The organism is Methylobacterium sp. WL7, from assembly GCF_008040085.1.
GTDB classification, from domain to species: Bacteria; Pseudomonadota; Alphaproteobacteria; order Rhizobiales; family Beijerinckiaceae; genus Methylobacterium; species Methylobacterium mesophilicum.
The window spans coordinates 91905-117553 of record NZ_VRVG01000003.1; the positions used below are offsets into that span (position 1 = coordinate 91905).

General features: G+C 68.4%; 28 protein-coding genes. 8 read left to right on the forward strand and 20 right to left on the reverse strand.

All coding sequences use genetic code 11. The annotated features are described in order from the left end of the window. Positions 1-194: 194 nt before the first annotated feature. A complete protein-coding gene (gene dnaA / locus FV233_RS01645) occupies positions 195-1688 on the reverse strand; it encodes a chromosomal replication initiator protein DnaA (protein WP_147896434.1) in 1494 nt (497 codons plus the stop codon). A gap of 491 nt (positions 1689-2179) precedes the next feature. After that, on the reverse strand, positions 2180-2446 hold the full coding sequence (gene rpsT, locus FV233_RS01650; protein WP_147856441.1) for a 30S ribosomal protein S20: 267 nt from the start codon (positions 2444-2446) through the stop codon (positions 2180-2182). Positions 2447-2722: 276 nt separating this feature from the next. Between rpsT and FV233_RS01655 the strand changes: the two genes are divergently transcribed. Continuing rightward, the gene (locus tag FV233_RS01655) at positions 2723-3802 is read left to right on the forward strand and encodes a hypothetical protein (protein WP_147896435.1); all 1080 of its coding nucleotides are present in this window, start codon (positions 2723-2725) and stop codon (positions 3800-3802) included. Continuing rightward, the gene (locus FV233_RS01660; RefSeq protein ID WP_147896436.1) at positions 3790-4566 is read left to right on the forward strand and encodes a hypothetical protein; all 777 of its coding nucleotides are present in this window, start codon (positions 3790-3792) and stop codon (positions 4564-4566) included. The genes FV233_RS01655 and FV233_RS01660 overlap by 13 nt, the downstream gene beginning before the upstream one ends. 481 nt (positions 4567-5047) lie before the next feature. On the opposite strand, the gene ccmB is transcribed toward FV233_RS01660, so the two are convergent. Together ccmB and ccmA are read right to left on the reverse strand one after the other, a co-directional pair. Then, a complete protein-coding gene (gene ccmB / locus FV233_RS01665; RefSeq protein ID WP_147856438.1) occupies positions 5048-5716 on the reverse strand; it encodes a heme exporter protein CcmB in 669 nt (222 codons plus the stop codon). Next, the gene (ccmA, locus tag FV233_RS01670; RefSeq protein WP_147896453.1) at positions 5713-6348 is read right to left on the reverse strand and encodes a heme ABC exporter ATP-binding protein CcmA; all 636 of its coding nucleotides are present in this window, start codon (positions 6346-6348) and stop codon (positions 5713-5715) included. The genes ccmB and ccmA overlap by 4 nt, the downstream gene beginning before the upstream one ends. Before the next feature lie 160 nt (positions 6349-6508). Here ccmA and FV233_RS01675 point away from each other — a divergent pair, with 160 nt between their 5' ends. Next, complete coding sequence (locus FV233_RS01675) at positions 6509-6691, forward strand: hypothetical protein (RefSeq protein WP_147896437.1); 183 nt, start codon at positions 6509-6511, stop codon at positions 6689-6691. Here FV233_RS01675 and FV233_RS01680 read toward each other — a convergent pair whose 3' ends face one another. Then, the gene (locus FV233_RS01680; RefSeq protein WP_147896438.1) at positions 6692-7465 is read right to left on the reverse strand and encodes an RNA methyltransferase; all 774 of its coding nucleotides are present in this window, start codon (positions 7463-7465) and stop codon (positions 6692-6694) included. Between the two features lie 197 nt (positions 7466-7662). Here FV233_RS01680 and FV233_RS01685 point away from each other — a divergent pair, with 197 nt between their 5' ends. Next, complete coding sequence (locus tag FV233_RS01685; protein ID WP_147896439.1) at positions 7663-8877, forward strand: NADP-dependent isocitrate dehydrogenase; 1215 nt, start codon at positions 7663-7665, stop codon at positions 8875-8877. Between the two features lie 47 nt (positions 8878-8924). On the opposite strand, the gene FV233_RS01690 is transcribed toward FV233_RS01685, so the two are convergent. The 3 genes from FV233_RS01690 to FV233_RS01700 form a co-directional block, all read right to left on the reverse strand. Continuing rightward, complete coding sequence (locus FV233_RS01690; protein WP_238259382.1) at positions 8925-9092, reverse strand: hypothetical protein; 168 nt, start codon at positions 9090-9092, stop codon at positions 8925-8927. Positions 9093-9106: 14 nt separating this feature from the next. Then, entirely contained in the window at positions 9107-9730 is a 624-nt protein-coding gene (locus tag FV233_RS01695) for an acyl-homoserine-lactone synthase (RefSeq protein ID WP_147896440.1), read from the reverse strand. Between the two features lie 144 nt (positions 9731-9874). Further along, positions 9875-10564: an autoinducer binding domain-containing protein gene (locus FV233_RS01700; RefSeq protein ID WP_246689885.1), complete on the reverse strand. Its 690-nt coding sequence runs from the start codon at positions 10562-10564 to the stop codon at positions 9875-9877. A 203-nt stretch (positions 10565-10767) separates the two neighbouring features. Between FV233_RS01700 and FV233_RS01705 the strand changes: the two genes are divergently transcribed. Beyond that, on the forward strand, positions 10768-10998 hold the full coding sequence (locus tag FV233_RS01705; RefSeq protein ID WP_147855459.1) for a hypothetical protein: 231 nt from the start codon (positions 10768-10770) through the stop codon (positions 10996-10998). A gap of 311 nt (positions 10999-11309) precedes the next feature. Here FV233_RS01705 and FV233_RS01710 read toward each other — a convergent pair whose 3' ends face one another. Beyond that, positions 11310-11747, reverse strand: coding sequence for a DUF3429 domain-containing protein (locus FV233_RS01710; protein WP_147855460.1), 438 nt, complete (start codon positions 11745-11747; stop codon positions 11310-11312). Positions 11748-12343: 596 nt separating this feature from the next. Then, positions 12344-15556 (reverse strand): tetratricopeptide repeat protein, encoded by a 3213-nt coding sequence (locus FV233_RS01715; RefSeq protein WP_147896442.1) that lies wholly within the window; start codon positions 15554-15556, stop codon positions 12344-12346. A gap of 292 nt (positions 15557-15848) precedes the next feature. Here FV233_RS01715 and FV233_RS01720 point away from each other — a divergent pair, with 292 nt between their 5' ends. Continuing rightward, complete coding sequence (locus FV233_RS01720; RefSeq protein ID WP_147855187.1) at positions 15849-17636, forward strand: acyl-CoA dehydrogenase C-terminal domain-containing protein; 1788 nt, start codon at positions 15849-15851, stop codon at positions 17634-17636. A 149-nt stretch (positions 17637-17785) separates the two neighbouring features. Here FV233_RS01720 and FV233_RS01725 read toward each other — a convergent pair whose 3' ends face one another. The 5 genes from FV233_RS01725 to FV233_RS01745 form a co-directional block, all read right to left on the reverse strand. Continuing rightward, entirely contained in the window at positions 17786-18067 is a 282-nt protein-coding gene (locus FV233_RS01725; RefSeq protein ID WP_147855186.1) for a type II toxin-antitoxin system YafQ family toxin, read from the reverse strand. Beyond that, positions 18054-18314: a type II toxin-antitoxin system RelB/DinJ family antitoxin gene (locus tag FV233_RS01730; RefSeq protein ID WP_147855185.1), complete on the reverse strand. Its 261-nt coding sequence runs from the start codon at positions 18312-18314 to the stop codon at positions 18054-18056. The genes FV233_RS01725 and FV233_RS01730 overlap by 14 nt, the downstream gene beginning before the upstream one ends. A gap of 82 nt (positions 18315-18396) precedes the next feature. After that, the gene (locus tag FV233_RS01735) at positions 18397-19677 is read right to left on the reverse strand and encodes an O-acetylhomoserine aminocarboxypropyltransferase (protein WP_147855184.1); all 1281 of its coding nucleotides are present in this window, start codon (positions 19675-19677) and stop codon (positions 18397-18399) included. A 102-nt stretch (positions 19678-19779) separates the two neighbouring features. After that, positions 19780-19995 (reverse strand): hypothetical protein, encoded by a 216-nt coding sequence (locus tag FV233_RS01740; protein WP_147855183.1) that lies wholly within the window; start codon positions 19993-19995, stop codon positions 19780-19782. Between the two features lie 28 nt (positions 19996-20023). After that, entirely contained in the window at positions 20024-20266 is a 243-nt protein-coding gene (locus FV233_RS01745; protein WP_147855182.1) for a hypothetical protein, read from the reverse strand. 253 nt (positions 20267-20519) lie between these two features. Between FV233_RS01745 and FV233_RS01750 the strand changes: the two genes are divergently transcribed. Beyond that, on the forward strand, positions 20520-20720 hold the full coding sequence (locus FV233_RS01750; RefSeq protein ID WP_147855181.1) for a hypothetical protein: 201 nt from the start codon (positions 20520-20522) through the stop codon (positions 20718-20720). Positions 20721-21069: 349 nt separating this feature from the next. Here FV233_RS01750 and FV233_RS01755 read toward each other — a convergent pair whose 3' ends face one another. After that, entirely contained in the window at positions 21070-22326 is a 1257-nt protein-coding gene (locus FV233_RS01755; protein WP_187278032.1) for an integrase, read from the reverse strand. A 531-nt stretch (positions 22327-22857) separates the two neighbouring features. Between FV233_RS01755 and FV233_RS01760 the strand changes: the two genes are divergently transcribed. Further along, positions 22858-23418 (forward strand): metallophosphoesterase family protein, encoded by a 561-nt coding sequence (locus FV233_RS01760; RefSeq protein WP_147896444.1) that lies wholly within the window; start codon positions 22858-22860, stop codon positions 23416-23418. Between the two features lie 10 nt (positions 23419-23428). Here the strand turns inward: FV233_RS01760 and FV233_RS01765 are convergent, their stop codons facing one another. From FV233_RS01765 to FV233_RS30100, 4 genes are all read right to left on the reverse strand, one after another. Then, positions 23429-23917, reverse strand: a complete 489-nt coding sequence (locus tag FV233_RS01765) for a hypothetical protein (RefSeq protein WP_147896445.1) — start codon at positions 23915-23917, stop codon at positions 23429-23431. A 1-nt stretch (position 23918) separates the two neighbouring features. Beyond that, entirely contained in the window at positions 23919-24359 is a 441-nt protein-coding gene (locus FV233_RS01770; protein WP_147896446.1) for a hypothetical protein, read from the reverse strand. Continuing rightward, a complete protein-coding gene (locus FV233_RS01775; protein WP_147896447.1) occupies positions 24359-24598 on the reverse strand; it encodes a hypothetical protein in 240 nt (79 codons plus the stop codon). The genes FV233_RS01770 and FV233_RS01775 overlap by 1 nt, the downstream gene beginning before the upstream one ends. Before the next feature lie 41 nt (positions 24599-24639). Continuing rightward, positions 24640-25649, reverse strand: a 1010-nt coding sequence (locus tag FV233_RS30100) for a hypothetical protein (RefSeq protein WP_187278033.1), incomplete at its 5' end; no start/stop codon positions are given.

Here is a 25649-nt window from a genome sequence, read left to right on the forward strand (position 1 = left end):
CTTAGCGGGCCGACTCGCTGGGCGCCAGTCTGCCACGGCAGATATGCGTCGCACCATCCCGGACCGCGGCGAAACGGCCAAGCTTGAATCGCGCGCAAAACGGAACCGCGCCCGATCGGGGTTCGATCGGGCGCGGTTCTCGGGTCCGGCTCTGATGCGACGGGGGGCGCCGCAGCGGTATCCCGCTCGGAATCCTAGTCCTGAAGCATCCGCTTCAGCAGCTCGACCTCGTCGCCGAGGATCGTATCCTCGCCGATCAGCTTCTCGATCTTGCGCACCGCGTGCAGCACGGTGGTGTGGTCGCGTCCGCCGAACCGCCGGCCGATCTCGGGCAGCGAGCGCAGGGTCAGCACCTTCGACAGATACATCGCGATCTGCCGCGGCTTGACCACGGCGGCGGTGCGCCGCTCCGACAGGATGTCCGAGCGAGAGACGTTGTAGCGCGAGGCGACCAGCTTCTGGATGTCCTCGATCTTGATCCGCTTCGGCTCGCGGTTCTTCACGAGGTCGCGGATCGCGCTCTCGGCGGTCTCCATGGTGACGGCGGTGCCGGTGAGCGTGGCATGGGCCAGCAGACGGTTGACCGCGCCTTCGAGGTCGCGGCCGTTGGCCGTGATCGCCCGGGCCACGTAGGTCGCGACCTGCGGCGACACGTCGAAGCCCGGATGCGCCACCCGAACCGCGGCGAGCCGCGCCGACAGGATCGAGACGCGCAGGGCCTCGTCGAGGGCCGTGATCTCGACCACCAGGCCGCCGCCCAGGCGCGAGCGCACGCGCTCGTCCAGCGCCTCCAGCTCGGTCGGGGGCCGGTCGGAGGCGACGACGACCTGCCGGCCGGCATCGATCAGCGCGTTGATGGTGTGGCCGAACTCGGCCTGGATCGACTTGCCCTGGATGAACTGGACGTCGTCCAGGATCAGCAGGTCGATGCCGCGCAGGCGCTCCTTGTAGGCCAGCGCCGACTGGGTCTTCAGGGCGTTGACGAAGCCGTACATGAAGCGGTCGGCGGTCAGGTAGATCACCCGGCGGCCGGCCTCGCGGGCGGCGTGGCCGATGCCGTGCAGCAGGTGCGTCTTGCCGAGGCCGACGCCGGCATGGAGGTAGAGCGGGTTGTACAGCGCGCCCTCGCCCTGGTGCCGGGCGACCCGCTCGGCGGCGGCGTGGGCCAGCGCGTTCGAGCGGCCGATGACGAAGCTCGCGAAGGTCAGCCGCGCGTCCAGCGGCGTGCCGCTGAGGTCACCCCCCGCTTCGGCGGAGCGATGCTCCGACGGCGTGGAGACGGCCGCAACCGGCGCCGGCGTCCCGGTGGCGTGGAGCCGGGCCAGCGGGCCGCTGGCGGCTCCGGCCTTGGGCGCGCCGACGGCGGCCGGACGGACCGGGGCGGCCGTGCCGCGCACGCCGACTTCGATCCGGCCGATCTCCTCGGCCTCGGCCTTGAAGGTGCCGAGCACCCGGTCGAGGTAGTGCGACTCGATCCAGCTCTTGAGGAAGCGCGTCGGCACCGTCAGCCGCGCCGTCCCGGCGGTCACGCCCTCCAGTTCCAGGCGGGCGAACCAGCTGGCGAACACATCCTCGCCCAGCTCGGCGCGCAGCCGACGCTTCACCCGCGCCCAGGCGGGTGCAAAATCCGTGTTGCCGGCGCTGCGGCCGCCCTCGTCGTCGCTCGCCACCGTTCCGTCGACACGCATCACTGGCTCTCCCGACGCCGCCGGCGGAAACCCGCTGGCCGCGCGTACGCACGATTTACGCCCTCAGCGTCCCGCATAATCGGGCGGGACAGACTCCGCTGGCGGAGTCAACTCCCCACCAAGGAACTTTTGCCGATTGGAAGAGCCTATCAACAATTACCTACAGTTCCTTTAACAGTGGGACTTGTGGGGATGGCCCAGATTCCCAACTGCAAGTGTTCTGCGATCCAACCGGGTGGCTCGATAGAGTCTTGGCGAATCGGAATGATTCGCTCACGTCCCGAAATCGACGGTCTTTTCTTGAACACAGTCAGTTTCTGTTAAGATACACGCCACCCCAAGACTCCGCAACGTGCGAAATTCTGGTCTAGGGTTAACGCTTCGCCACCCGGGCCGGGCCAGGAAGGCCGGCGGCGCTCCGGAACGCGGACACGAAAAAGCCCGGCGCGAAGGCCGGGCTTGGTGTCGTCTTACGTGGTGCGGTGGCGGGATTAGGCGGCCAGCGCCTTCACCCGGGCGGCCAGGCGCGAGACCTTCCGCGAGGCGTTGTTCTTGTGAACGATGCCGTGCTGGGCGGCGCGCATCATCTCGGGTTCGGCGGCCCGCAGCGCGGTCAGCGCGTCCTGCTGGTTGCCGGCGGCGATCGCCTCTTCGACCTTGCGGACGAAGGTGCGCATGCGCGAGCGGCGCGAGCGGTTGACCGCCGTCCGCTTCTCGATCTTGCGGGTCATTTTCTTGGCCGAAGCGGTGTTGGCCATGGAGTCCTCGTTCTCTTCGTCGGGCGATGCCGACGGGCCGGCTCAGCCGGGAATCGGTCGTCGCATCAGGTTGTCAGGCGATGGCCGCGTAACGGCGCACGCAAAAGCGCGTCGTTCCGGCGAAGCGGCCTCTATAGTTAGCGCGATGCGGCGCGTCAACGCGGAAGATCCCGGAGCGCGCCGGTCGGGCCGACATTCCTAGATCTTGACATCTCTCCTATGTTCTTTCTTTGTTCTTTCGGCCGCAACAGGGCGGCATGGCGGGGTGGGGCCACCATGCGTGACGATTCTCAAGCGCACAGCGAAGCAATCATTCTGCGCCACGTTCTGGCTGGCCTCACCCTTGAGACGAAGCTGATGCGCCTGCAGCGGCAGCTCCAGGCCAAAAATTGGGAGACCCAGCCGCGCGCGCCAGCGGGACAGCCGAACGTCGGCGAGTGGGTGCCGGCCCCCGGCGGTGGCCAGTGGGCCTCGCTCCACGGGGATCGACCCGGCGGACCGTCCCGACAGGATCCACCCGCGCTCACGGACAGCACGACGCTCGAGGATGGGACGCGCATCCTCTCGATCCGCGTACATGCCGGGCGAAAATCCTTCGATGAACGACACACCGTCACGGCGCCGGATGGCGAGAGCCGGATCTTCGAGACATCCGGCGAAACCCAGACGATTCGAGATGGCAATACGGGTGAAGTTCTGTCGCGGACCACCTTCGCGCCGACAGGTCTCGTCGCTGAACCGTTTGCTCAACCTGCCCTGGCCCCTGCCCTACCTCTGATTGCCGCCCCAGTCATCGCAACCTTCGAGCTTGGGTTGCAACTCCTGACCTATCTCTCTGCCCGGGAGGACGGGTACGGCACCGCTCTGGGGCTTACAGCGCAAGAATATAAAACCGGGGACGATCCGCAAATGAGTATGCCGATCTGGATTGGCCGGCTCAGCCAAGCTCAATTGGACGAAGCTTGTCCAAGAAATGGGGAAGTGCAAGCGATCGTGGACGAGGTAACTGCGCGTGTGACAGCGCAAGGCGGATACGCAAACGCGGCGCAGTTGGGTACAAAGATTCACGTCAAGATCGCGCAGATTATCAATGAAAAGAAAGACCAAAATTTTGTTGCAGAACTAATTCTAGCCGAACGGAATAAAAATCAAAATTTTATCATGCCTGGTAGTAAAAGATCCGACGTATTCGAAAGAGCTCGCATCGATACTACATGTATCTACGATCCAAAAACCGGTCGAAGGGGATGGACCCCTCGACAAGCCGTCCACACAATCAAGGCGGCAAAACGCAAATTTCCCGAAGTCGTGCGATTTATCATGATACAGGTGAGACCCAGGAAATGGCCACATTGATTCTTACACCGGCGCAGCAAATCCGAGATTTGTCTGCTCCGCTGGTAGATCGAAATCAAGATGTCGTTCTAACTGGCGGCAAATTTATATGCCTTCAAAGTGTTGGTCATATCGCTAGGCAGATACGGATCCATAACCGACCAAGCCGTGGATACTTCACGCTCGAATGGCGACTAACGGAGTTGTATATCCGGGGGGATAAATTCGATTTCGGAGGCTATGGTCGATCGATCGGCTTGATTGGTCGATCCCGTCGGTTCAAACCCGCCGGCCAGGACGGAGTCTGGGATTGGGACGACCCGATGATCCGTGGCGATTTCGTCGAGCAAATTGAGACGGAAGTTCTGCCCCTTCTCAGATCCTTAGACTCGATCGAGAAAATCGTGACCTTCATCCTATCCCGAGAATCAAGAGGCTACAGTTTTCACAAGGATCATATCTGGATGTGTTTCACGCAGGCAGCTCTTGGCGAGTTTGCAAGTGCAAGAATGCATTGGGAGTTCATCACTCCGAGCTTTAAGGAACAACATGAAAAGCAGACAGCAATCGATGGCGAACCGATGTCAGACTATTTTCGCAGCGGCCTCGCCGTGGGGGACGCTTTGAAAGAGCGCGATCATATGGCCTTGGCAAAGCTTCTTTGGGAGAACGAGCGCACCGAAGCAGACCGGTTCAAGCTCGGTCGCCACTGGCAGCCGACAGCGTTTCCATTTCAGAAAGCTGCCACACCCGCTACGGTCGCCGGCGGACCGGATCAACAATGATCGCCGCCTGAGGGACAGGTATCAATTCGAGCGCGTCGACAGCGGCCACAATCCGAACAGCAAAGAGATAAGCGCGATAGAGGGATCAGCAGCCAGATAGTCGCGGCAACCCGGAGTTGGCCAAAGTCTCCAGTGTCGTCCACGGACCCGCATCGACTCGCGGGGGAGGGAAGCGCATGGAAAAGCATACAATCTTCGACGTGCTAAAAGCCTTAGGCGGCAAATAGTGCATTCCGACTTGCGAGAGATCGGCCGGATACGATCAGGGTCGATGCGAACTCTGTACAGATTGCGGCTCGAAATAGGGTGCTTCGATGACAATCACGTCGAGGCATCGACATTCAGAGGAACAGGAGGCATTGATGGAGGGCATGGTTATCTGTTGAAGATATTGGCCGCGAATCCGATGGATTGGATTTCTGCTATGGGATAGCGCAATGTCGCGGAGCAATGGCGGCGCGTAGCACTTGAAAGCAAACGATCACTCCGGCCAGCGCAAAGCCGCCGCCGCCGCAAGCGTCCCGACCACGGCGGCGATCAGGGTCAGCGCCGTCAGCACCGCGAGCGGCACGAGGAACGGCACCGTGCCCCCCGTCGCCGCCTGGGCGGCCGAGACGCCGAAGATCAAGCTCGGGATCATCAGCGGCAGGACCAGGACCGCGAGAATCAGCCCGCCCCGGCGGATCGAGGCCGTCAGCGCCGCCCCGACCGCGCCGATGAAGCTGAGCGCCGGGGTTCCGGCGAGCAGCGTCAGCGCGGTGGCGCCCATGGCGGTGCCGTCGAGGGCGACGAGCAGGCCGAAGAGCGGCGAGGCCAGCGCCAGGGGCAGTCCCGTCGTCAGCCAGTGCGCCGTGACCTTGGCGAGCACCACGCCTTCGAGGGGCACCGGGGCGGCGGTCATCAGGTCGAGGGATCCGTCCTCCTCGTCGGCCTGGAACAGGCGGTCGAGGCCGATGAGGGTCGAGAGCACCGCGGCGAGCCACAGGATGGCCGGGCCGATCCGCGACAGCAGGTTGAGATCGGGTCCGAGCGCGAACGGCACCAGGGCGACGATCATCAGGAAGAACACCAGCGACAGGGCGCCGGAGCCGCCGACGCGGCCGGCGAGCCGCAGGTCGCGGGCGATCAGCGCGAGGATGGCACGGGTCACGCCCAATCCTCCGCAGGCTCGGGCTCCGGCGCGGTCCCAGGCTCGATGCGCAACTCTGCCGCCCCGTCGAGGCCCAGCGGCTGGTGGGTGGCGGCGATCACGAGGCCGCCGCCTGCCCGGTGGGCCGCCATCAGGCCGGCGAGCAAGGCTTGCGAGGTGGCGTCGAGGGCCGCCGTCGGCTCGTCGAGGAGCCAGAGCGGGCGATCGCAGACCAGCAGCCGCGCCAGGGCCACGCGCCGCCTCTGGCCGGCCGACAGGTAGCCGACCGGCAGGTCGTGGGCGTGGCCGAGGCCGAGCCGGTCCAGGGCCTCCCGGGGCGACAGGCGCGGTGCGCCGAGGAGGCTCTGCGCGAAGCGCAGGTTCTCGCCGGCCGACAGCGAACTCTTGAGGCCGTCGCGGTGGCCGACCGCATGGAGGCATTCGGGCAGGCTCGCCTCGCCGACCTCGGCCAAGGCGATGCGCCCGGCATCGGGCCGCAGCCGGCCCGTCAGGATGGCGAGCAGGCTCGACTTGCCCGCGCCGTTCCGCCCGGTCACCGCCAGGGCGTCGCCGGGCCCGAGGGCGAAGGTCAGGCCGGAGAAGATCCGCCGGCCGGAGCGGCGGCAGGCGAGATTGTCGACGCTGAGCCGCACCCGGTACCCCGCCCTCTCCCGCCGGCAGGCGGCCAGACCGATCCGCGTCGCCCCGCCGCGCGGACGGGAGCGGACACCCGGCGCCTCCATGCCCGATTGCGGCGCATAACGGAACCGTGCCGGGACGAGCCGGCTTTTTTCACCGTTTGCGGAGGCTGGCATGGACGAGGCGGGACACCCGAGCGAGGCGGACGTCGCCGCGACGGCCGATGCGAGGGCCGGCCGGGCCCTGGTCGAGGCCCGCGTGGCCCTCTGCACCCCGGCGGAGCAGGCGGCGTTCTGGGAGGCGGTCGGGCGCTGCTTCGGCGGCGGCAAACCGCCTGAGATCCAAGGCGACGCCTGATCAGCTGCCTTTGCGCGTCAGCGCCCGCAACGCCCCCCGGAATGTGCGCACGTCCTGCTCGGTCAGGCCCATGCGGTGGAGCATGTCGCGCATGTTGCGGGCGATGATGTCGCGCTTCTCGGGCGGGTAGAACCGGGCTCCGTCGAGGGCCGCCTCCAGGCTGCCGAACAGGGACATAAGGGCCTCGCGGGTGGCCGGCGGCGCCAGCAGCTCGCCCGAGAACGGCAGAACCGCCCGCCCGCTGGCCTGCCGCCAGGCGTAGCCCACCAGCAGCACCGCCTGAGCCAGGTTCAGCGACGGGAAGTCCGGCGACACCGGGAACGTGATGATGGCGTCGGCCAGCGACACCTCTTCGTTGGTGAGCCCGACCCGCTCGCGGCCGAACATCACCGCGACGCGCTGCCCCTGCCGGGCGACCACCTCGCCCATGGCGTCCTCGGGGGCGAGGACCCGCTTCATCTGACCGCGCTCGCGCGCCGTGGTGGCGAGCACGTAGTGAAGATCGCCGATCGCCTCGGCGACGCTGGCGTGGATCGTCGCCCGGTCGAGCACGTGGGTCGCCCCGGAGGCCGCCTCGCGCACGCCCTTCTTCGGCCAGCCGTTCTTGGGGTTGACGAGGCGCAGCTCCGACAGGCCGAAATTCGCCATGGCCCGGGCGGTCATGCCGATGTTCTCGGCGAGCTGCGGCTCCACCAGGATCACCACCGGGGCGATTCTGGGCGGCACCTCGGTGAGCTTGGTCGGAGCCTGGTCCTGCGGGTCTTGGGTCGTCATGCCGGCCCTCTGGCACAGGGGGCGACCGCCCGTCGAGGGCCGGGTGACGATGCTGCCAGGATGACAGCCCGCGCCTTCCGCTGCCGGAAGGGCCGCGCTATGTCGCCGGGGCGAAACGTACCCAATCGACGGTTGGGCGGGCGACCGCACGGCCCTTGCATGCCGTGCGCGGGGACAACGCGAGAAGGCATCGGTCCATGGCGAAGATCAAGGTAGCGAACCCCGTCGTTGAACTCGACGGCGACGAGATGACCCGGATCATCTGGGCCGAGATCAAGAACAAGCTCATCCATCCCTATCTCGACGTCGACCTCAAATATTACGACCTCGGCGTCGAGCACCGCGACGCAACGGCTGACAAGGTCACGGTCGATGCCGCCGAGGCGATCAAGCGCCACGGCGTCGGCGTGAAGTGCGCCACCATCACGCCGGACGAGCAGCGGGTGCAGGAATTCGGCCTCAAGGAGATGTGGCGGTCCCCCAACGGCACGATCCGCAACATCCTGGGCGGCGTGATCTTCCGCGAGCCGATCATCTGCAAGAACGTCCCGCGGCTCGTGCCCGGCTGGACCCAGCCCTTCGTGATCGGCCGCCACGCCTACGGCGACCAGTACCGCGCCACCGACTTCAAGGTGCCCGGCAAGGGGCGCCTGACCATCAAGTTCGAGGGCGACGACGGCACCGTCATCGAGAAGGAGGTGTTCAAGTTCCCGGACGCCGGCGTCGCGATGTCGATGTACAACCTCGACCAGTCGATCATCGACTTCGCCCGCGCCTCGCTGAACTATGGCCTTGCCCGCAAGTACCCGGTCTACCTGTCAACCAAGAACACCATCCTCAAGGCCTATGACGGCCGGTTCAAGGACCTGTTCCAGAAGGTCTACGAGGAGGAGTTCGAGGCCAAGTTCAAGCCGCTCGGGATCACCTACGAGCACCGCCTGATCGACGACATGGTCGCGTCCTGCCTGAAATGGTCGGGCGGCTACGTCTGGGCCTGCAAGAACTACGACGGCGACGTGCAGTCGGACACCGCCGCGCAGGGTTTTGGCTCGCTCGGCCTGATGACCTCGGTGCTGATGACCCCGGACGGCCAGACCGTCGAGGCCGAGGCCGCCCACGGCACGGTGACGCGCCACTTCCGCGAGCACCAGAAGGGCCGCGAGACCTCGACCAACTCGATCGCCTCGATCTTCGCCTGGACCCGCGGCCTGTCGCACCGGGCCAAGCTCGACGGCAACGACGAGCTCGCCAAGTTCTCGGCGACGCTGGAGAAGGTCTGCGTCGACACCGTCGAGGCCGGACACATGACCAAGGACCTCGCGCTCCTGGTCGGACCCGACCAGAAGTGGCTCTCGACCACGGGCTTCCTCGACAAGGTCGATCAGAACCTGAAGACCGCGATGGGCGTCTGACACCTCCGTTCCGGTCGGAACCTGAACGGCGGGCGCCCCCCTCCGGTTCAGGCTTCGGCCTGTCCGTCCCCCCCGCAGCTCTGGGCGAGCGCCCGCCCGACCTCGATCAGCAGCAGGTCGATGGCGGCCCGCATCAGCGGATCGCCGACCGAATCGATCAGGTCGCGCACCGAGAGGCACTGCGCCGCGAGGGTGTCCAGGTGGCTATCGTTCATGGCGTTGGTTCTCATCAGGCGGCCAGGTAGGCCGGCTCGGACACGAGGACGGAGCGGCTGTCGCCGTGGACCGTGCGAAGGCGCGCCAAGGTGCGGGCGTCGAAGGCGGCGGTCGCCGCCATGATCTCCTCGCCGCCGATCTGGATCGGCAGGCCGAGGGGCTGGGCGCGGAAATGCAGTTGGATGACGTGGATCATGTACAGGGTCGGCATCTGCAGCAGCAGGCCGGTGAGCCCGTGCGCCATGCCCCACTCGACGATGCCGGTGAGCAGGGCGATCGAGACCGGGTTGACCACCCGGCCCCGGGCGCGGTGGGAGCGGGCGACGCCCTGCCGGGTCCATTCCCAGAGGTGCGGGCCGGCGGGACGCGCCCCCTCGCAGAGCTCCGGGTAGACGTCGGAGAGGAGGTGCGGGCGCGTGGTCGGCAGAAGGCGGCTGTAGCCGATGACGGCATCGCCCTCCATGGCCAGGAAGTGCACCGCGTGCGGCGTGTCGAACTGGTCGATCTCGCGTCCGTCCGGACGGGCGAGGTCGGTCCAGCCCTTCTCCTCGACGAAGATCTGGTGCCGCAGGCGCCAAGCCTGCTCCATCGCGTCGCCGTAGCGATAGGCGTTGGCGGGGGTGACCACATGGATCATGGAACAACCTCACGTCTCGATGCGTGAGTGTTCCGCGTTCGGGCTCGGGTGTGTACTACGTAAAATCGTAGGGTTACGTGTATCGCTTAGGGCCGATGCAACCGTGGATTTGGGGCCGGATCGCGGACCCAGCGGGTGCGGCGTTCAGGTGATGAGGCCGGCCCGCAGGGCCTGGGCGACGGTGTGCGCCTTGTTGACCGTGTCGAGCTTCGTGCGCGCCGAGCGCAGATGATAGTCGACGCCCGAGGCGGTGATGCCCATCACCATCCCGATCTCCGCGTCGGTCTTGCCTTCGGCGGCCCATTGTAGGGTCTCGCGCTCCCGGGGCGACAGGCGCACCGGCTCGCCGGCGGTGGGACGGCTGTTCATCAGGAGCAGTTGCCCGACCGCGTAGGTCGCCACCAGGTTGACCGCGATGCGGTCGGCCGCCTCGATCTCGATCGCTGCGCCGGAAAAGCTGATCCCGCCCGGCTCGCCGTCGAGGGTGACGAACGGGATCGTCAGGCCGGCCCGGATGCCGAATTCGGTGGCCTCGTCCATGACGCGGCCGGCCACCGGCGTCTCGGCCTGCACGGCGCTCCAGTCGAACGGGACGGCGCTGATGCAGAGCCGGCGAACCGTCGGGTCGTGCAGGGCATAGCCCCGGGTCACGTAACGGCGGGCCCATTCCTCCGGCATCGTGCTGGCGAGGACGAAGCCGCCGTGGCGCCGCGGCGGCAGCCCGGGTTCCGGCACGATGCCGGCCATCACGTACGAAACCCCGTATCCGCGGAATGCGCCCACGAGCAGTTGGGCGATCTCGTCCGGCGTCGCGGCCCGGTCGAGGTCGCGCAAGAGGTTGAAAGTCCTGTCCAAATGCTTCGCTTGCGGCATGCTCGCCCCGGATTTTACACGTAGCGCGACAAATCGCAGACCACCACAACCTGAGGATGGCATCTTGAACGCTTCGGCGATAGGTTGTTGGCGAAATCTGTCCCGCGGCCGGGGCGTCCTCCGGCACCGATGTGTGAAGCGGATCGAGTGCGAGTTTCAGGTCCATGATCGACGATGAGACTTCTCCGACGACGCGCTCACTCCTGGAGCGCATCGCCGCCACGCTGGACGTGCCGGCCTCCTACTTCTTCCGCGTCGATTGCATGCCGGTCGATCCGTCGGGGGTGAGCGCGGCGCAGTGCGACGAGGTCACGTCGCTGTTCCGTGCGATCAAATCGCCCGCCCGCCGGGACGCCGTGATGCGGCTGCTCCGCGAGATGGCCAGCGATAGCTAACGCCCGCCTCCGAAAAGCGTATCGCACGGGCACCAACGACCATTCGGGATCACAGGCTCGACTTCGATCCGCGTTGGCGCGCTTCAAGCCGGCTTCGATCGGCCCCGGTTTCCGGGGGCCGGGCATCGCCCCGGAGATGCATGCAACCGAAGGTGGTCGATACCAAGGTTTCCGACCTGCCGCCTACACGATGCCCCGATCACCGCCAGCCGCTTTTGCCGGGCACCGCCGGTGTCGGCCGAGCCGCCGCGCAGCTGAGATATCTCCGCCGCGTCTTTGAAGAGGATCCGGCAGGACGAGCGTTCCGACGCTCAGGACGCCACCAGCAAGGCGGCACCGGCCACGCCGGACAGGACCAGCCGCAGGCGGCCGAGCCAGAGCGGCACGAGGCCGCGTCGGGTCAGGTCCTGATCGATCAGGCCCCAGGCCAGGACGAGGACGCCGAGCACGCGCAGGTCCCAGGGGGCCGGCGCCGCCATCGCGGCCCAGGCCACCAGGGACGGTACGATCGCCACGACATAATCGCCGTTGCCGGAGTTGCGGGCCGCTGCCGCGCCCCAGCGGATGCCGCCCAGGAACGACGCGATCACCGCCCCATACGCCGACAGGATCGTGCGGGGCGACAGGCCGATGCTGCTCAACCCGCCGTCCGAGCCCGAAACTGCGAGCGCCGCGAAACCCAGGAACGGGATGAGGCCGGCCACGCCGAGCACGAGCGCGCTCATCGGGACAGAGTTCCGGTGCGCCATCCATCCTCCGAGCCGCCGCACGGGCGGCCGCCACGCCGTGTTTACACGGGCAGGTATCGCCCGATCCGAGCGTTCACGCATCGTGGGAGAGCGGTCAAGCTGGGATCAGGGCGGCAAAACACAGCAGGCGTTCGCCGCCTTTCGGGCCACGCGTCCGGGTCCTGAAACGTCCCAGGCCGCGCCGGGGATACACGGATCGCGCGGCCGTGGTTGCCCGCATGGCGCGACGCGCCGGGCGCTGGGTTAGGATCAACCCCCCGAAGACACGAGCGGAAAGCTCCGTGCGTCCTTCAAGCGGTGGCTGGGTCGATGCGGCCACACGCCGTCATCCCTGGGCGGCAAGGCGGAGCCCAGGATCCAGAACCACCGACGTGTCAAGTTTCTGCACGGACAGCGTTTCCGGATTCCGGGCTCGCCTGCGGCGCTCCGGTATGACGGCGCGGGCTGTCAGGTATGGGGTGTCGATCCTCAGGAGCTGAGTCTTCCAACCCATGTAGCCCGTAGCCGCGAGGCGAGGATCGCGTCGCCTCCCGCATCGAGCGAGAGGTGACCATCGACGCCGGTTGCCATCGGCGGGGAGGAGGTTCGCGCGGCCGCTATGACTTGCGGGCCGGAGCGGTGAAGCCGTTTGGGCTCGGGGTCGGGGCACCGAGGAGCGACATCGGCGCGGTGATGCCGTCCTTCGCGGCGGGGGGCTCGTTGACGGCGGCGTCGAGCTTACGCGGCTTGAAGGTCCCCGCGAGGCTCTTGGCGCTGGCCAGATCGGTAGGGCTGAGCTTGTTCGCCACGTCGTCCCGCTTCTTGGCCGCGTCGTCGTCGCCCTGCCCGGCGGCAGCCGAGAACCATGCGTAAGACTGGACCAGGTCCTGCGTCAGGCCGAGGCCGCGGGCGTAGAGCACCGCAAGGTTGTACTGGCTGTCGCGGACGCCGAACTCGGCGCCCTGGCGGAACCACGAGGCTGCCGAGGCGAAATCGGGCTTGCCGTTGGCGGCGGGGTTCTCGGCGTAGAGCACCGCGAGGTTGTGCATCGAGCGGGCATGGCCCTGCTCGGCGGCCCGGCCGTACCAGAGCTTCGCCTTGTCGAGGTCCCGGACCACGCCGGACCCCTTCTCGTAGTGGCCGGCGAGCTTGTACTCGGCCGGGGCGTAACCGGCCGCGGCCAGCTTCTCGAACAGCTTCGCGGCGACCGAGAGGTCCCGGGGCATGCCGCGGCCGTCCGCTTCGCGGGAGGCCAGATCCCAGATCGCCGTGCCGTCGCCGTCCAGCGCCGCCTGCTTCACCTTGGCGAGGGCCGGCGGAACCGTGCCCAGATCCGCCTGCAGGGTGTTCATGCCAGAGACATGCGGTACCGCAGCCCGGGCGGCGGCTCCCCGCGCCTCGGCGGGAAGCGGCGTCGGCAGGGCCTGCGTGGTCACCGGATCGGCCACCGGCGGCTTCTGCGCCGGAGCCTCCGCGGCGGTCTCCGGGCGGGCGTCCCGGGCGGGCTCGGCCCGGTTCGGGGCAACCTGCGAGGTCTGGACCGTCCGGGGCGCCTCGTCGGGGGCGCGCATGCTGATCGCCTGGAGCGCGCCCAGAGCCAGCACGATGGCGGCGAGGCCGAGCAGGAGGGGCCGCCGCCGGCGGTTGATCTCCGCCCGCAGCCGGCTGAGTCGGCTCTCGCCCGCGGCGGCCGGCTCGCTTTCGGCCATGCGGGCGCGCAAGTCCCGGCGATCGGCCGGCGCCTCAGCGGCGAGTTCGGCCTGGGCAGCCTGGGCGGCCCGACGGGCGGCCGCGATGAAGCTGGTCTTGATGTCGGTCTCGCCGGCGGCCTCCGGAACCTGACGACCGCGCGCCGGCTCGGCCGAGCGCTCCCGCGCGGGCCGGCGGATGGCGGTGTCGCGGGCTGTGCGCGGCTCCCGGCCCGGACGGCCGCTGCCGGGTTCCAGCAGGTCGTCGGCCAGGCGCGACGCGTCGGACGCCGCGACCCGCGCCTCCGGGCTGGTGGAGGTCAAGAGCCGCTCGTCGAGCGACGGTGGGCGCGCGGCGGTCGGATCGGCCGGGCCGAGCCGGTTGACGAGGCGCTCCAGGGCGGACTGGACGCCCTCCAGGGTGGCGCCGAGCCGCTGATCCGAGGCGATCTGCCGGGCCTGCATGTCGGCGAGGCTCGCCCGCAGGAGGCCGATCTCGCCGAGTTCGGCGCTCGGCAGGCCGGAGCCCTTGAGGGTCTGGGCCACGGCGTTGCGCGCGGCGCGCTCGACGACGGCCTCGCTCGGCGCCGATTCGCGCAGGGCCGCGACCTGCTGCAGCAGGTCGTCCATGGTGCGCTCGAGGCCGGCCAGGGCCGGATCGCCGCTGCGGGGGGCATCGAGCCGGCCCGCGAGCGAGACGACCTGCTTCTCCAGGGCGTCGAGGCCCTCGTTCTCCGGGCGGCTGCCGACCTGATCGACCTTCTCGGCGAGGCTGCGCAGCATCGCGTGGATCGAGGCCATGTCGCCGGCCTGAGCCGACTCGGACGCTTCGGCGCGGTCGTAGCGCTGGTCGCGGGTGTAGAGGCCGTCGACCTTGTCGGCCAGCGTCTGGATCTGCTCGGCGATGGCAGCCGGGGCGCCCGTGCGGACGTCGCTGCGGATCTCCTCCAGCAGCGGGCGCAGGCTGGCGTCGCTCCCCATGCGCTGCAGCTGCGCGATCTGGGCGCTCACGGCCTGAAGGCTGTTGGCGAGACTCTGGATCCGCTCCGGGCCGGCCAGGGCGCCGATCAGGCGGCGGATCTCTTCGAGTTCCGCGAACAGACCGGCCAGAGTATGGTTGTCCGAACCGGCTTGGCCGGCCGCCGCGACGCTGTCGAGGCGCTCGGCCAAGCGGCGCACGTCGTCGGCCACGCGGGTGTGGACGTTCTCGGCGACCTCCTCGGCCAGGCGCTCGACCTGCGCCCGGACCTGCTCGACCGGCGCCGCGATCGCGGCCAGGTCGGTGCCGACCTGCGCCCGCTCGATGCCGTGGGCGAGCGAGGTCACGGCCTGCTCCAGCGCCCCGACATCGCGGCTGGTGGCCAGCTGATTGATCGCCTCGCGCAGACGCACCGTCTCGCGCTGCAGCTCGGACACGGCGGCGGACGGCGCCGCCATATCCTCGACGCGCGCCTCGAGGCGGCGGGCGAGGTCCATGCGCATGCTCGCCACGACGCCGCCGTCGGACCGGCCGCCGGCGAGCGCGCGCTCCCCGACGCCCTCCGACAGCTCGCGTTGGCGCTGGCGGATATCCTGGACGGCGTTGCGGATCTCGACCGCATCGGGCCGACCGCGGCGGCCGGCGGGACGCCCGGAGGCGAATTGCTCGCCGAGCTGCGACATGCGCCGTTCGATGTCGCCGAGGCGCTCGGTCACCTGCTGGACCGGCGTCGCCTGCAGGGCGCGCTCGATCCGGGTCTCGATCTCGGCCAGGCGCCGGGCTTCGGTTTCCTGGGCGAGGCGCCGCTCCTCGTCGAGGGTGCGGTTGAGGCCGTCGATTCGGCTCATCAGGGCTGCGAAGCCCTCGCCGTAGGAGTCGGGGCTCTGCGCGTGCCGGCTCTCGGTCGGCCGCTCGAATGGCGAATGCCTTTGCTCGACGTGATCGTCGTGCTGGTCGATCTCGTGCCGGCTCTCCGGGCGCGCGGCCTGCTCGGCCCGCTGGCGGCGGCGCTGGCGCCGGTTGCCCTGGAGGCCCTGCTGCTGCGGCACCACGGAGGCGATCCAGGTCTCGAGCGGGACGCCCGCCCGCGCCGCGACGTCCCGGGCGGCGTCGAGCACCTCCGGGTCGAAACTGTCGAGCTGCGGCATGGCGTTACGGGTCATCGGAGGCCTGTCGTCGGCAGCGTTCGGCGCTGATCCTGTTCGCGGGGCGGGACCGAGAGACGGTATCCACGGAGCGCGGGTGCCGGATCGTTCGAAGGGACCTTTAACTTTCTTGGTAAACACACGGTTAAGGCGAGCATGACCCAGTAATCTTCGGCGCTCGCGTGCATGCCCCTGACAGATCCCGCGCCCGCGACGGCAGAACCGTTGCTCCGGATGCGGCGGCGCGCTTAGATGCTCGGAAACGAGCGGGCCGATTTGGCGCTCAGCCGGAACGAGGGGGAACTCCAGCATGCCGATTTACCGCGCCCCGGTCGACGACACCCTGTTCCTGCTCAACGATGTCTTGGGCTTCCATGCCCGGGACAATCTCGCCGGATTCGCCGACGCCTCGCCGGACGTGGTCGAGGCGGTTTTGCGCGAGGGCGCCAAGCTCGCCGAGGAGGTCCTCGCCCCGGTGAACCGGGCCGGCGATCTCGAAGGCTGCCGCCGCGAGCCCGACGGCAGCGTGCGCACGCCCACCGGCTTCAAGGCCGCCTACGACGCCTACGCCAAGGGCGGCTGGATGGGCCTGTCGGTCCCGGAGGAATTCGGCGGCCAGGGCCTGCCTCACACCGTCAACACCGCGATGCAGGAATTCGCCTCCGGGGCGAACCTCGCGCTGGGGATGTATCCGGGTCTGACCCAGGGCGCGATGGCGGCGCTCCTCGTCCACGGGACGGACGAGCAGAAGGCGCTGTATCTCCCGAAGATGGTCGAGGGCGCCTGGACCGGCACCATGAACCTGACCGAGCCGCATTGCGGCACGGATCTCGGGCTCCTGAAGACCAAGGCGGCGCCGAACGGCGACGGCTCCTACAGCCTCACCGGCACCAAGATCTTCATCTCGGCCGGCGAGCACGACCTCGCCGAGAACATCGTCCACCTGGTCATCGCCCGGATCGAGGGCGCGCCGGCCGGGACCAAGGGCATCTCGCTGTTCGTGGTGCCGAAGTTCCTGGTGAACCCGGACGGCTCGCTGGGCGCCCGCAACGGCGTGTCCTGCGGCTCCCTGGAGCACAAGATGGGCATCCACGGGAACAGCACCTGCGTGATGAACTACGACGGCGCCACGGGCTGGCTGGTCGGCCAGGAGAATCGCGGCCTCAACGCCATGTTCGTGATGATGAACGAGGCGCGGCTGGCGGTCGGCGTCCAGGGGCTCGGCCAGTCCGAGGTCGCCTACCAGAACGCGGTGGCCTACGCGAAGGAGCGGCTCCAGGGCCGGGCGCTGACCGGCGCCAAGGCGCCCGACAAGGCGGCCGACCCGATCCTGGTCCACCCGGATGTCCGCCGCACGCTGATGCAGATCCGCGCCTTCAACGAGGCCGCCCGCGCCCTGATGCTGTGGACGGCCCTGCAGGCCGACATCCTGCACCGGTCCGAGGATGCCAAGGAGCGCCAGACCGCCGACGACCATCTCGGCCTGCTCACTCCCGTGGTGAAGGGCGTGCTCACCGACCGTGGTTTCGCCAACGCGGTGGACGCGCAGCAGCTGTTCGGCGGCCACGGCTATATCGAGGAGTGGGGCATGTCGCAGTTCGTGCGCGATGCCCGCATCGCCATGATCTACGAGGGCGCCAACGGCATCCAGGCCATGGACCTGATCGGCCGCAAGCTGCCCAAGGACGGCGGCCGGGCGATGATGACCTTCCTGGGCGAAGTCCAGACCTTCCTGAAGGACCACGGCGAGGATCCCGCGATGGCCCCGTTCACCCAGCCGCTCCAGGCCGGGCTGAACGACCTCCAGGGCGCCGTCATGTGGCTGATGCAGAACGCCTTCTCGAAGCCAGACAATGCCGGCGCGGGCGCCACCGACTTCATGCACCTCTTCGGCCTGGTGGCGCTGGGCTACATGTGGGCGCGGATCGCCAAGGCGGCGCTCGCCAAGCAGGCGGAGGACGCCGCGCCCCGCTGGGCGGCCAAGCTCACCACCGGCCGGTTCTTCATGGAGCGGATGCTGCCGGAGACCGCATTGCGCCTGGTCCGGATCAAGGCCGGGTCGGAGACCACGATGGCGCTGGCGGACGAGGTTTTTTAGGCGCGCGCCGAAGGCCGGTTCAAAGACCGGCTTTCATGCGAAGCCAAACTCCACAGACGATCGCGAACGTCGCGTTTTCGCAAGTTCTTGCGACGAAGCGACCACTTCGCGACCGTCCTTCAGGACGCCGTTGTGGCAACGCGACGGCGTCAAAGGCCGAGTTCAGCAAGTGAGCCGAGACGAACCAGCGGGAGCGCCTGCGCATCCGGCAAGCGATAGATCAGCACGAGATCCGGTTTGATGTGGCAATCGCGATGATCGCGCCAATTGCCGACCAAAGCGTGATCGCGATGACGGGCGTCCAGCGGCTGATCGACCATCAAAGCATCAATTACGGGCGACAGATCTGCAACCAGCGTTGCGCGGTAACGCCCCTTCGTCTCTCGCTTGTAGTCCCGCTTGAATTGAACGGTGCGTTCAACCGTCCGCATCGAGGTCGGCCATCAATGCGGCCACGCTGTCGAACCGAACCAGGCCGCCCCGCCGCGCTTCCTCCATGGCGGCAAGGGTCGTCTGGTTCGGAATGAGCGGCTCGAAGGGCAGAGCCCTGTCGCGCGCGACACGGACCAGCATCAGCCGGACGGCATCGGACACCGTCAGGCCTATCGTAGCCAGGACCGCAGCTGACTCTTCCTCCGTGGCTGAGTCGATACTGGCCTGGATCAGCGTGTCAGCCATGGGGTCGACCTCCTGCCCGCATCACACCGTGATGCCGCGGACGATCCGGCGCCATGATACCTCGACGTGTCTCTGGCCGCTCTCAAGCCCCCAGTGCACCATCCAGATCCTCGATCAGATCCGCCGGATCCTCCAGGCCGATCGACAGCCGCACCACCTCCGGCCCCGCCCCGGCGGCGGTCTTCTGCGCGTCGGTGAGCTGGCGGTGCGTGGTCGAGGCCGGGTGGATCACCAGGGAGCGGGTGTCGCCGATATTGGCCAGGTGCGAGAACAGTTGCAGGTTCGAGACGAGCTTCACCCCGGCCTCGTAGCCGCCCTTCAGACCGAAGGTGAAGACCGCGCCGGCGCCGTTGGGCGTGTAGCGCTTGGCGAGCGCGTGGTAGCGGTCGGTCTCCAGGCCCGGGTAGCTGACCCAGGAGACGGCCTCGTGCTGCACGAGGTGCTTGGCCACCACCAGGGCGTTGTCGGAATGCCGCTGCATCCGCAACGGCAGGGTCTCGATGCCGTTCAGGATCAGGAAGGCGTTGAACGGCGACAAAGCCGGGCCGAGGTCGCGCAGGCCGAGCACGCGGCACGCGATGGCGAAGCCGAAATTGCCGAAGGTCTCGGCGAGCACCATGCCGGAATATTCCGGCCGGGGCTGGCTCATCATCGGGTAGCGGGCGTCCCCCGCCCACTGGAACGAGCCGCCGTCGACGATCAGGCCCCCGATCGAATTACCGTGGCCGCCCAGGAACTTGGTGGCCGAGTGGACGACGATGTCGGCCCCGTGCTCGAACGGGCGGATCAGGTACGGCGTCGCCATGGTGTTGTCGACGACCAGCGGGATGTTGTGCTTCTTCGCGACGTCCGAGAGCGCCTTGATGTCGGTGATGACCCCGCCCGGGTTGGCGATCGACTCACAAAAGATCGCCTTGGTGCGCGGCGTGATCGCCGCCTCGAACGAGGCCGGGTCGTCGTTGTCGGCCCAGGCCACGGACCAGCCGAAGTTCTTGTACGAGTGATTGAACTGGTTGATCGAGCCGCCATACAGCTTGTTCGAGGCGACGAACTCGTCTCCCGGCTGCATCAGCGCGTGCATGGTGAGGAACTCGGCGGCGTGGCCCGAGGCCACGGCGAGCGCGGCGGTACCGCCCTCCAGCGCCGCGATGCGCTCTTCCAGCACGGCGTTCGTCGGGTTGGTGATCCGGGTGTAGATGTTGCCGAAGGCCTGCAGCCCGAACAGCGAGGCCGCGTGATCGACGTCGTCGAACACGAAGCTCGTGGTCTGGTAGATCGGCGTGGCCCGCGCGCCCGTGCTCGCGTCGGGGGCGGCGCCCGCATGGATCGCCAACGTGTTGAAGCCGGGCAGGCGGTCGGTCATCGTCAGGTCTCCTCGCACCGTCTCGCCTGTATGCCCGCGCGGGCGCGGGGCGCAAGGTTCGACGGAGGCCCGGCGGTCGATGCCGCCCGGCCTCTCACGTTTCTAGGCCTCGTGCGCGGCGCCGATATCGACATGGGGCTGCCCGGCATCGACCAGGGCGCGGTCCACGGCCTCGATGGCCAGCAGGGTCCGGGTGAGGTCCTCGGCCATGGAGATCGGGGCGACGTCGATCCCGCCCAATCGCTTGGCGATGGCGTTCCGCTGCCGCGCCAGGGCGCCGCGCGCGCGCTTCAGGTCTTCGACCTCGTCGAGGGTCATCCGCAATCCCTTTCTTGGCCCGGGCCGTTCAGTCGCCGGGCGTCCAGTCGATGGTCGGCCGCTGCGCCAGCATGCGGTCGAAGTAGTTGGCCACCGCCTGGGCTCCATCCGTGTGCATCATCGCGACGGGATGCGCGAGGTAGGCGCGGGCGAGATCCATCGGAATCTGGCCGGACTGGAGGGCTTTCAGCACCTCGTCGATGAACGCGTCGTTGGCGTCGTTGAAATCCCCCGACAGCTTCTTGCGGTCGTTGAGCGCCTTGATCGGCATGCGGTGTCCTCTGGTGCGAACGGTAATGGGCGACGAATGGGTGGGCCGGCGGGCGCGGACATCCTGAACGGCAGGGCGCGAGATGGGCGGCGTGCCTCGGCGCGCTGCCACCGGGTCGAACCCGCGTTGCGGTTAGGCCCGTGCGGGGCGCCGACGGGCCGATCCGACGATTGCGAGCGTGTGATTCCACACTTAAGTAATCACGCGGGCCGGTCGATCGGAGCGGATTTCCGGCGTGGAACGTTGATGATCCATGTCCATCGATCTGATACCCGCCCACAGCGTCGAAGTCATTCCCTGCGCGCGCGATCCGCGCTGCTACCGCTGGGTCATCCGGGCCGGTGGCGGCACCGTCGTGGAACGCTCGCCCTACGCGTTCGTCACGCAGAACGGCGCCCGGATCTCGGGAGAATGCTGGATCCGCGAGCACTTCGCCGACGGAGGGCGCGGCTGAGCGCGCCGCCGCGGACGATCCGCGGCATCGTCCGACACGCGACGGGTTTCCCATTCGCCAGAGGCCGCGATCGCGAAACCCAGTAGCGGCCGCGACCGCCGCATCGGCCGCAAATGCAAAAAACGCCCGGAGGCGTTTTGCGTAGATCTAGTTGGGAAGAAAAACTGGAGCGGGCGAAGGGATTCGAACCCTCGACCCCAACCTTGGCAACGCAGGGATCAACCGCGACGGCCCGAGGGGACCGCGAATGGCCCCAACGATTTAGCGACGATCCGTGCAATCCCGTTCGCTCCCGTTCCGGCCCAATCGGCCCCGTTTTCCAGGGTTTCGGCCCCGTTCCGGCCCCGGCTCACGCGGCCGCCGCGCGCTGCTGGTACTCGGCATGGTGATGGCCGTAAACGTCGAGGACCATCTTCAGGCTCATCCCGGCGTACTCGGCCACCTCGATCGGGGGGACGCCGGCCCGGAGCATGAGCGTGACGCGCGTGTGCCGCAGGACGTGCGGGGTCGGCATGCCGATGTCGTCCTCGGCCGCGAGGTTGCCGATCCGCATGGTGCCGTCGATGTCCCGCCGGTCCAGCCCGGCCCGCGCCGCGGCCGCCGCGAACCCCTTCGAGATCCGGCCGAGCTCGGCCCCGTTCTCGTGGACGACGAACTCGATGCCGCGCGCCAGGTCGGCCTCGCGCCAGACCCGGAGCCGAGGCAGGAGCTTGTCGTGGATCCTACACGGGGGCTGGCGCTTGCGCGTCTTCGGGACCCGGGGCCCGGACCGGTGCATCGTCACCCCGTTCAGGTCCATCCACCCGTGGTCGAGGGTGCGGTTCCAACGCTGGTCCAGCACCGCGGCCGCGCGGGTGCCCGAGTAGAAGCCGATCTCGCAGAACCGCTCCAGGTGGTCGCTCGCGTCCTCGGCATCGAGGTGCCAGCCGGGCACGCGCTCCCAGACCGGCTCCCGGCTCGCGAGGAGGGACGACGTCCAGTCCCAGCCCTGCGCCGCCTTAAGGAGCCGCTCGTACTCCCGGGGCGTCAGCCAGTCCGGATGCGGCGCGCCGGCCTCGGGCAGGCTCACGATAGGCCGGGCCGTCAGGGCGTACTCGCGATGCCAGACCCCGATCGCCGCGGACAGAGTCTGGAGCTCCCGTCGCGCCGTCGAGATCGAGATGGGCTTGAGCTTCGTCGAGCCCGGCGCCGAGTACGTCTCCGCCGTGCGGCTCTTGACGAACCCGCGGCAGGTCTCGCCCCGGACCTGTGCGAGCGTCTTCCCCTTCCAGTGGCGGAGAAGGTTGATGATGTGCTGGCCGGCGAGCGGCCCGTTCGCCGTGCCCTCCTGACGGGTCCCGTAGAACCCGAGGCACGCGGCGACGCTGACCAGGCGGGGGTTCGAGTTGGCCGGGTCCTCGGGATCGGGGGATCCCGCCTGGCGCTCGTCCTCTAGGCGCGCCTGCTCCGCGACGTGGAGCGCGAGCTCGCCTTCAGCCGCGCGCCGATCCTCTCGGCCGTACTGTGTGCGTCGCTTGAAGCGCTTGCCGTCGATGGTGTCTCGGATCTCCCAGACCTGTCGGTCCTCGTCCCAGACGAGGCGGGCGGGGTTGCGGGGTCGTGCCACGATGTTCTCCAGTCGATCAGGTGCTGCCGTGTGGTGAGGATCGCGTGCCCGGGGCACATCGATTTCAATCGATGCGGCGGGTCGGCACGCGTCGCGGCACGCAGCTGCGCGACGGAGAACGTGGGCAGGCCGTAGGGATCGAGCACCTCGGCCGCCCATACGGCGACATCCAGGGTCAGGAGGGTGTCCGGCTCGGCGAGACGGGCCTTCGTGCTCGCGCCGGAGGACCAGTCGAAGGCCCCGAGAATGAATTGAAAGGTCATGCGGGATTCTAGGATCGAGCGATTCGCGAGGGCAACGCCTAAGGATACGCTCGGTTAACAGCAGCGCCAGTCGTCCACCTGGACGCGTGGGTGCAGACCAGGGAAACGTTGACCGGCCGGTAAACATCGACTTGCCCGCCGGCCCGGCGCCTGGCACGTTGAGCCCACCAGGAGATGCACCGTGAAAATATTGCGCGCCCCGAACCCGACGACCTGATCCCGGAGCGCTGACGGCCCTGCCTCGCCTCCAAGTATTCGGAGGCTAATCATGAAGACCTACTTCACGTCAGACACCCATTTTGGCCACGCCGGCATGATGGCCGCGCGCATGAACAGGCCGCGCTCGTTCACCTCCGTGGAGGCCATGAACGAATCGATCATCCAGCACTGGAACAACCGGGTCCGCCCGGGAGACGAGATCTTCCATCTAGGCGATTTCGCGTACGGGGCGTCGGCCGCCATGTGCCGGGACGTGTTCTCTAGGCTTCACGGCCGGAAGCACCTCATCCTCGGGAACCACGACGCCGCGAGGACGACCGCCCTGCCCTGGTACAGCCAGCAGCAGATGGCCGCGCCGGTCGTCGAGGGCGTGCGCATCGTTCTCTGCCACTACGCGCTCCGCACGTGGAGCGGTGTCCATCGGGGCGCGATCCATTGCTACGGGCACAGCCACGGATCGCTGCCCGGGACGGCTCGGTCCTGCGACGTCGGCGTCGACGACTGGGGTCTCCGCGTCGTGACGGTCTCCGAGATCCTGGAGCGGCTCGCGGAGAACGCCGCCCTGGAGCAGGGGCCGGCCGCCGTCGCCGCGCTGGCGGAGGCGGCGTAGAGGGGATCGACTAGCGCCGGGGGAGCATCGCGATTGCCTCGAAATCCTCCGCCGGGCCTTTGGCAAACCGCTTTCGAAGGCGCGGCCGTTGACGCGTGCCCGCCATCCAATCGGCGAGGAACGCGTAGGCTCTGTCCGGATCGGACCCCCACACCGTCAGGACCAAGTCCGGCAGGACGACGATGAGGCGACGCCCGGGCACGATCGTCGCCTGCTCAGGCGTCCTCGAAAGGACGCGTCCGTCGAGCCGATGCGGCCTTAGCTTCATGACCATGGCGAACGGCCGGTTCTCTCCAACGCGCCTTGCGTGCCACGCCGTGCGCATGAGCGGCGGCACCAAGCTGCGCGCGATTTTTGTCAGCGGCGCGACACCCCAGATCGGGCACTCGTCGAGGCCGTCGACGGGCTGGGTCTCGACGACGATGCCGGGATCGTACGTCCTGCGGTCCTCGTTGAACGGAAGGAAATTCGGCGTTATCGCCCGGTCGATCCACGGCATTTTAATCGTCCTCGTTGAGCCGGGCGGCACGATCCCGGGCGGCGTCGGCCGCGATCTCCTGGGGCGACCGTGGCACGTCCACCGTGCCGTCGTCCCGTTCGAGCGAATCCCTCCACGTGCCGCTTTCCAAAACGTCCGCCCGGCGCCGCAGGGCCGCCGCCTCCCATGCGGCGATCTTCGTGCAAGCCTCGTAGATTTCCACGGGGACAGGGCGGACGCCCGAGACCCAGTGGGCGACCTGGGATGGGAGAACCGGGCGGCCCATGTGGGCCTCGATCGACCGGGCGAGATCCGTCCGCCAGCGCGCGCCGAAGGCCGTCTGCCCGAGGCCGATGAGGCCGCGTCGGCGGTGGCGCTTCGCGTCGTCGAGGCCATCCAGACGGAGCCGGAGCCTGCGCCGCTCGACGGCGTCCTCGATGGGGGCGTCGGGTGCCTTGGCCATCAGGCTGCCACCGCGGCGTCGCGGGCGATCTCCTGGTCGACCCACGCGAGGTCGACCCGCCAGTCGATCTCCGCCATGCGGAGCTCCTCGACACGCGCATGCTCCGCGTCCGTCGAGGCGGACAACCAGTGCCGCGTGGCCTTCCGTGCGGCCGCGTCCCGGCCCATGAGGACGAAATTTCGGTACGCTTCGAGCGTCCCGTGCTCGGCGATGACGCCGAGGCGGCGAATGTAGCTCATGTCGTGGTTCCCCTGTTTGGCGTGGCGTCGTGGTCGGTGTGTCAGGCCGCCTCGGACATGGCTGTCTCGGCGCCGGGGCCGGCGTATCCCGGCCAGCGGATCTCGCGGGGCAACCATCCCGTGGGGACGACCTCGGCGAGGGCGACCGCGACGATCTCCGCCTTCTTCAGCTTGCGGGCCCGGGCCGCGGCCTCGGCCCCGCATGCCTCCTGGATCGCGGCGATCGCCACCGACTTCGGGGCCGAGGAGAAGAAGTCCTTGGCGTCGAACCGGTCGACAAGGCGCGCCGTAAGCACCGACGGCTCCATGGCCCCGGCGAGGGCCTGGATCGCGCGGCTGTCCGCCGGGCATCCTGCCGTCGCGCCCGATCCCGGGGCCCGCGTTCGCAGGTCGACGCCGCGGCCGAGCACCCGGCCGAGCGCCGCCAGCATGTCCGCGTCGTCCATGCCGAGGAAGCGGTTGAACAGGACCTCGAAGGTTTCGTTGTCTCCGGCCTTGGCCTTCTCGCCGTCGAGCCCTTCGAGGCGCAGGCGGATGGGCGCGCCCCAATGGCCCTTGCACGTGGCGCCGGCGAGCAGCCCGGCGAGGGCAGCCCGGGGCGCGGTCTCGAACGAATCCTGCACGGCCTGCGTAAGCTGGACGCTGAGACGGTCGACCAGCGCGGATGACAGCCCCTTCGCCTCAGGCTCGGTAGTCTCACCGGCCTCGGCGGCCGAGGCCTTGGCGGCCTTCACATCCTCCGGACGCAGGACGTACTGGCGGACGCTGATCGTGGCGTCATAGTCCCAGGAGACCACGCAGCCGGAGCGCGCCTTGTCCTCGGCCCCTGGCTCAACGAACAGGCCCTTCTCGATCGTGCGGTGCTCGACCGACAGAGCCTCGACCTCCTCGTCCGACACCGATCCGTCGTCCTCGGCCTCCGTGATCGCCTCGATCTCCCGCAGCCGGGCCGCCTCGGCCTCGGTTGGCTCGCGCCGGGACGTGCCGATGGTCGGCCACATGTAGCGGGCGCCCGACGGAAGGTCGTCCTCGATCTCGGCCCATGCCCACC

What these genes read in the sequence shown, in the direction of transcription:
- FV233_RS01690 (WP_238259382.1), bottom strand. Translation starts at nt 9,092, where the DNA reads ATGAACGATAGCCACCTGGACACCCTCGCGGCGCAGTGCCTCTCGGTG.
- dnaA (WP_147896434.1), bottom strand. Translation starts at nt 1,688, where the DNA reads ATGCGTGTCGACGGAACGGTGGCGAGCGACGACGAGGGCGGCCGCAGC.
- FV233_RS01655 (WP_147896435.1), top strand. Translation starts at nt 2,723, where the DNA reads ATGCGTGACGATTCTCAAGCGCACAGCGAAGCAATCATTCTGCGCCAC.
- FV233_RS01745 (WP_147855182.1), bottom strand. Translation starts at nt 20,266, where the DNA reads ATGCCGATCAAGGCGCTCAACGACCGCAAGAAGCTGTCGGGGGATTTC.
- FV233_RS01760 (WP_147896444.1), top strand. Translation starts at nt 22,858, where the DNA reads ATGAAGACCTACTTCACGTCAGACACCCATTTTGGCCACGCCGGCATG.
- FV233_RS01705 (WP_147855459.1), top strand. Translation starts at nt 10,768, where the DNA reads ATGATCGACGATGAGACTTCTCCGACGACGCGCTCACTCCTGGAGCGC.
- FV233_RS01725 (WP_147855186.1), bottom strand. Translation starts at nt 18,067, where the DNA reads ATGCGGACGGTTGAACGCACCGTTCAATTCAAGCGGGACTACAAGCGA.
- FV233_RS01685 (WP_147896439.1), top strand. Translation starts at nt 7,663, where the DNA reads ATGGCGAAGATCAAGGTAGCGAACCCCGTCGTTGAACTCGACGGCGAC.
- FV233_RS01730 (WP_147855185.1), bottom strand. Translation starts at nt 18,314, where the DNA reads ATGGCTGACACGCTGATCCAGGCCAGTATCGACTCAGCCACGGAGGAA.
- FV233_RS01715 (WP_147896442.1), bottom strand. Translation starts at nt 15,556, where the DNA reads ATGACCCGTAACGCCATGCCGCAGCTCGACAGTTTCGACCCGGAGGTG.
- FV233_RS01710 (WP_147855460.1), bottom strand. Translation starts at nt 11,747, where the DNA reads ATGGCGCACCGGAACTCTGTCCCGATGAGCGCGCTCGTGCTCGGCGTG.
- FV233_RS01770 (WP_147896446.1), bottom strand. Translation starts at nt 24,359, where the DNA reads ATGGCCAAGGCACCCGACGCCCCCATCGAGGACGCCGTCGAGCGGCGC.
- FV233_RS01695 (WP_147896440.1), bottom strand. Translation starts at nt 9,730, where the DNA reads ATGATCCATGTGGTCACCCCCGCCAACGCCTATCGCTACGGCGACGCG.
- FV233_RS01680 (WP_147896438.1), bottom strand. Translation starts at nt 7,465, where the DNA reads ATGACGACCCAAGACCCGCAGGACCAGGCTCCGACCAAGCTCACCGAG.
- FV233_RS01750 (WP_147855181.1), top strand. Translation starts at nt 20,520, where the DNA reads ATGTCCATCGATCTGATACCCGCCCACAGCGTCGAAGTCATTCCCTGC.
- FV233_RS01765 (WP_147896445.1), bottom strand. Translation starts at nt 23,917, where the DNA reads ATGCCGTGGATCGACCGGGCGATAACGCCGAATTTCCTTCCGTTCAAC.
- FV233_RS01720 (WP_147855187.1), top strand. Translation starts at nt 15,849, where the DNA reads ATGCCGATTTACCGCGCCCCGGTCGACGACACCCTGTTCCTGCTCAAC.
- FV233_RS01775 (WP_147896447.1), bottom strand. Translation starts at nt 24,598, where the DNA reads ATGAGCTACATTCGCCGCCTCGGCGTCATCGCCGAGCACGGGACGCTC.
- FV233_RS01740 (WP_147855183.1), bottom strand. Translation starts at nt 19,995, where the DNA reads ATGACCCTCGACGAGGTCGAAGACCTGAAGCGCGCGCGCGGCGCCCTG.
- FV233_RS01735 (WP_147855184.1), bottom strand. Translation starts at nt 19,677, where the DNA reads ATGACCGACCGCCTGCCCGGCTTCAACACGTTGGCGATCCATGCGGGC.
- rpsT (WP_147856441.1), bottom strand. Translation starts at nt 2,446, where the DNA reads ATGGCCAACACCGCTTCGGCCAAGAAAATGACCCGCAAGATCGAGAAG.
- FV233_RS01675 (WP_147896437.1), top strand. Translation starts at nt 6,509, where the DNA reads ATGGACGAGGCGGGACACCCGAGCGAGGCGGACGTCGCCGCGACGGCC.
- FV233_RS01660 (WP_147896436.1), top strand. Translation starts at nt 3,790, where the DNA reads ATGGCCACATTGATTCTTACACCGGCGCAGCAAATCCGAGATTTGTCT.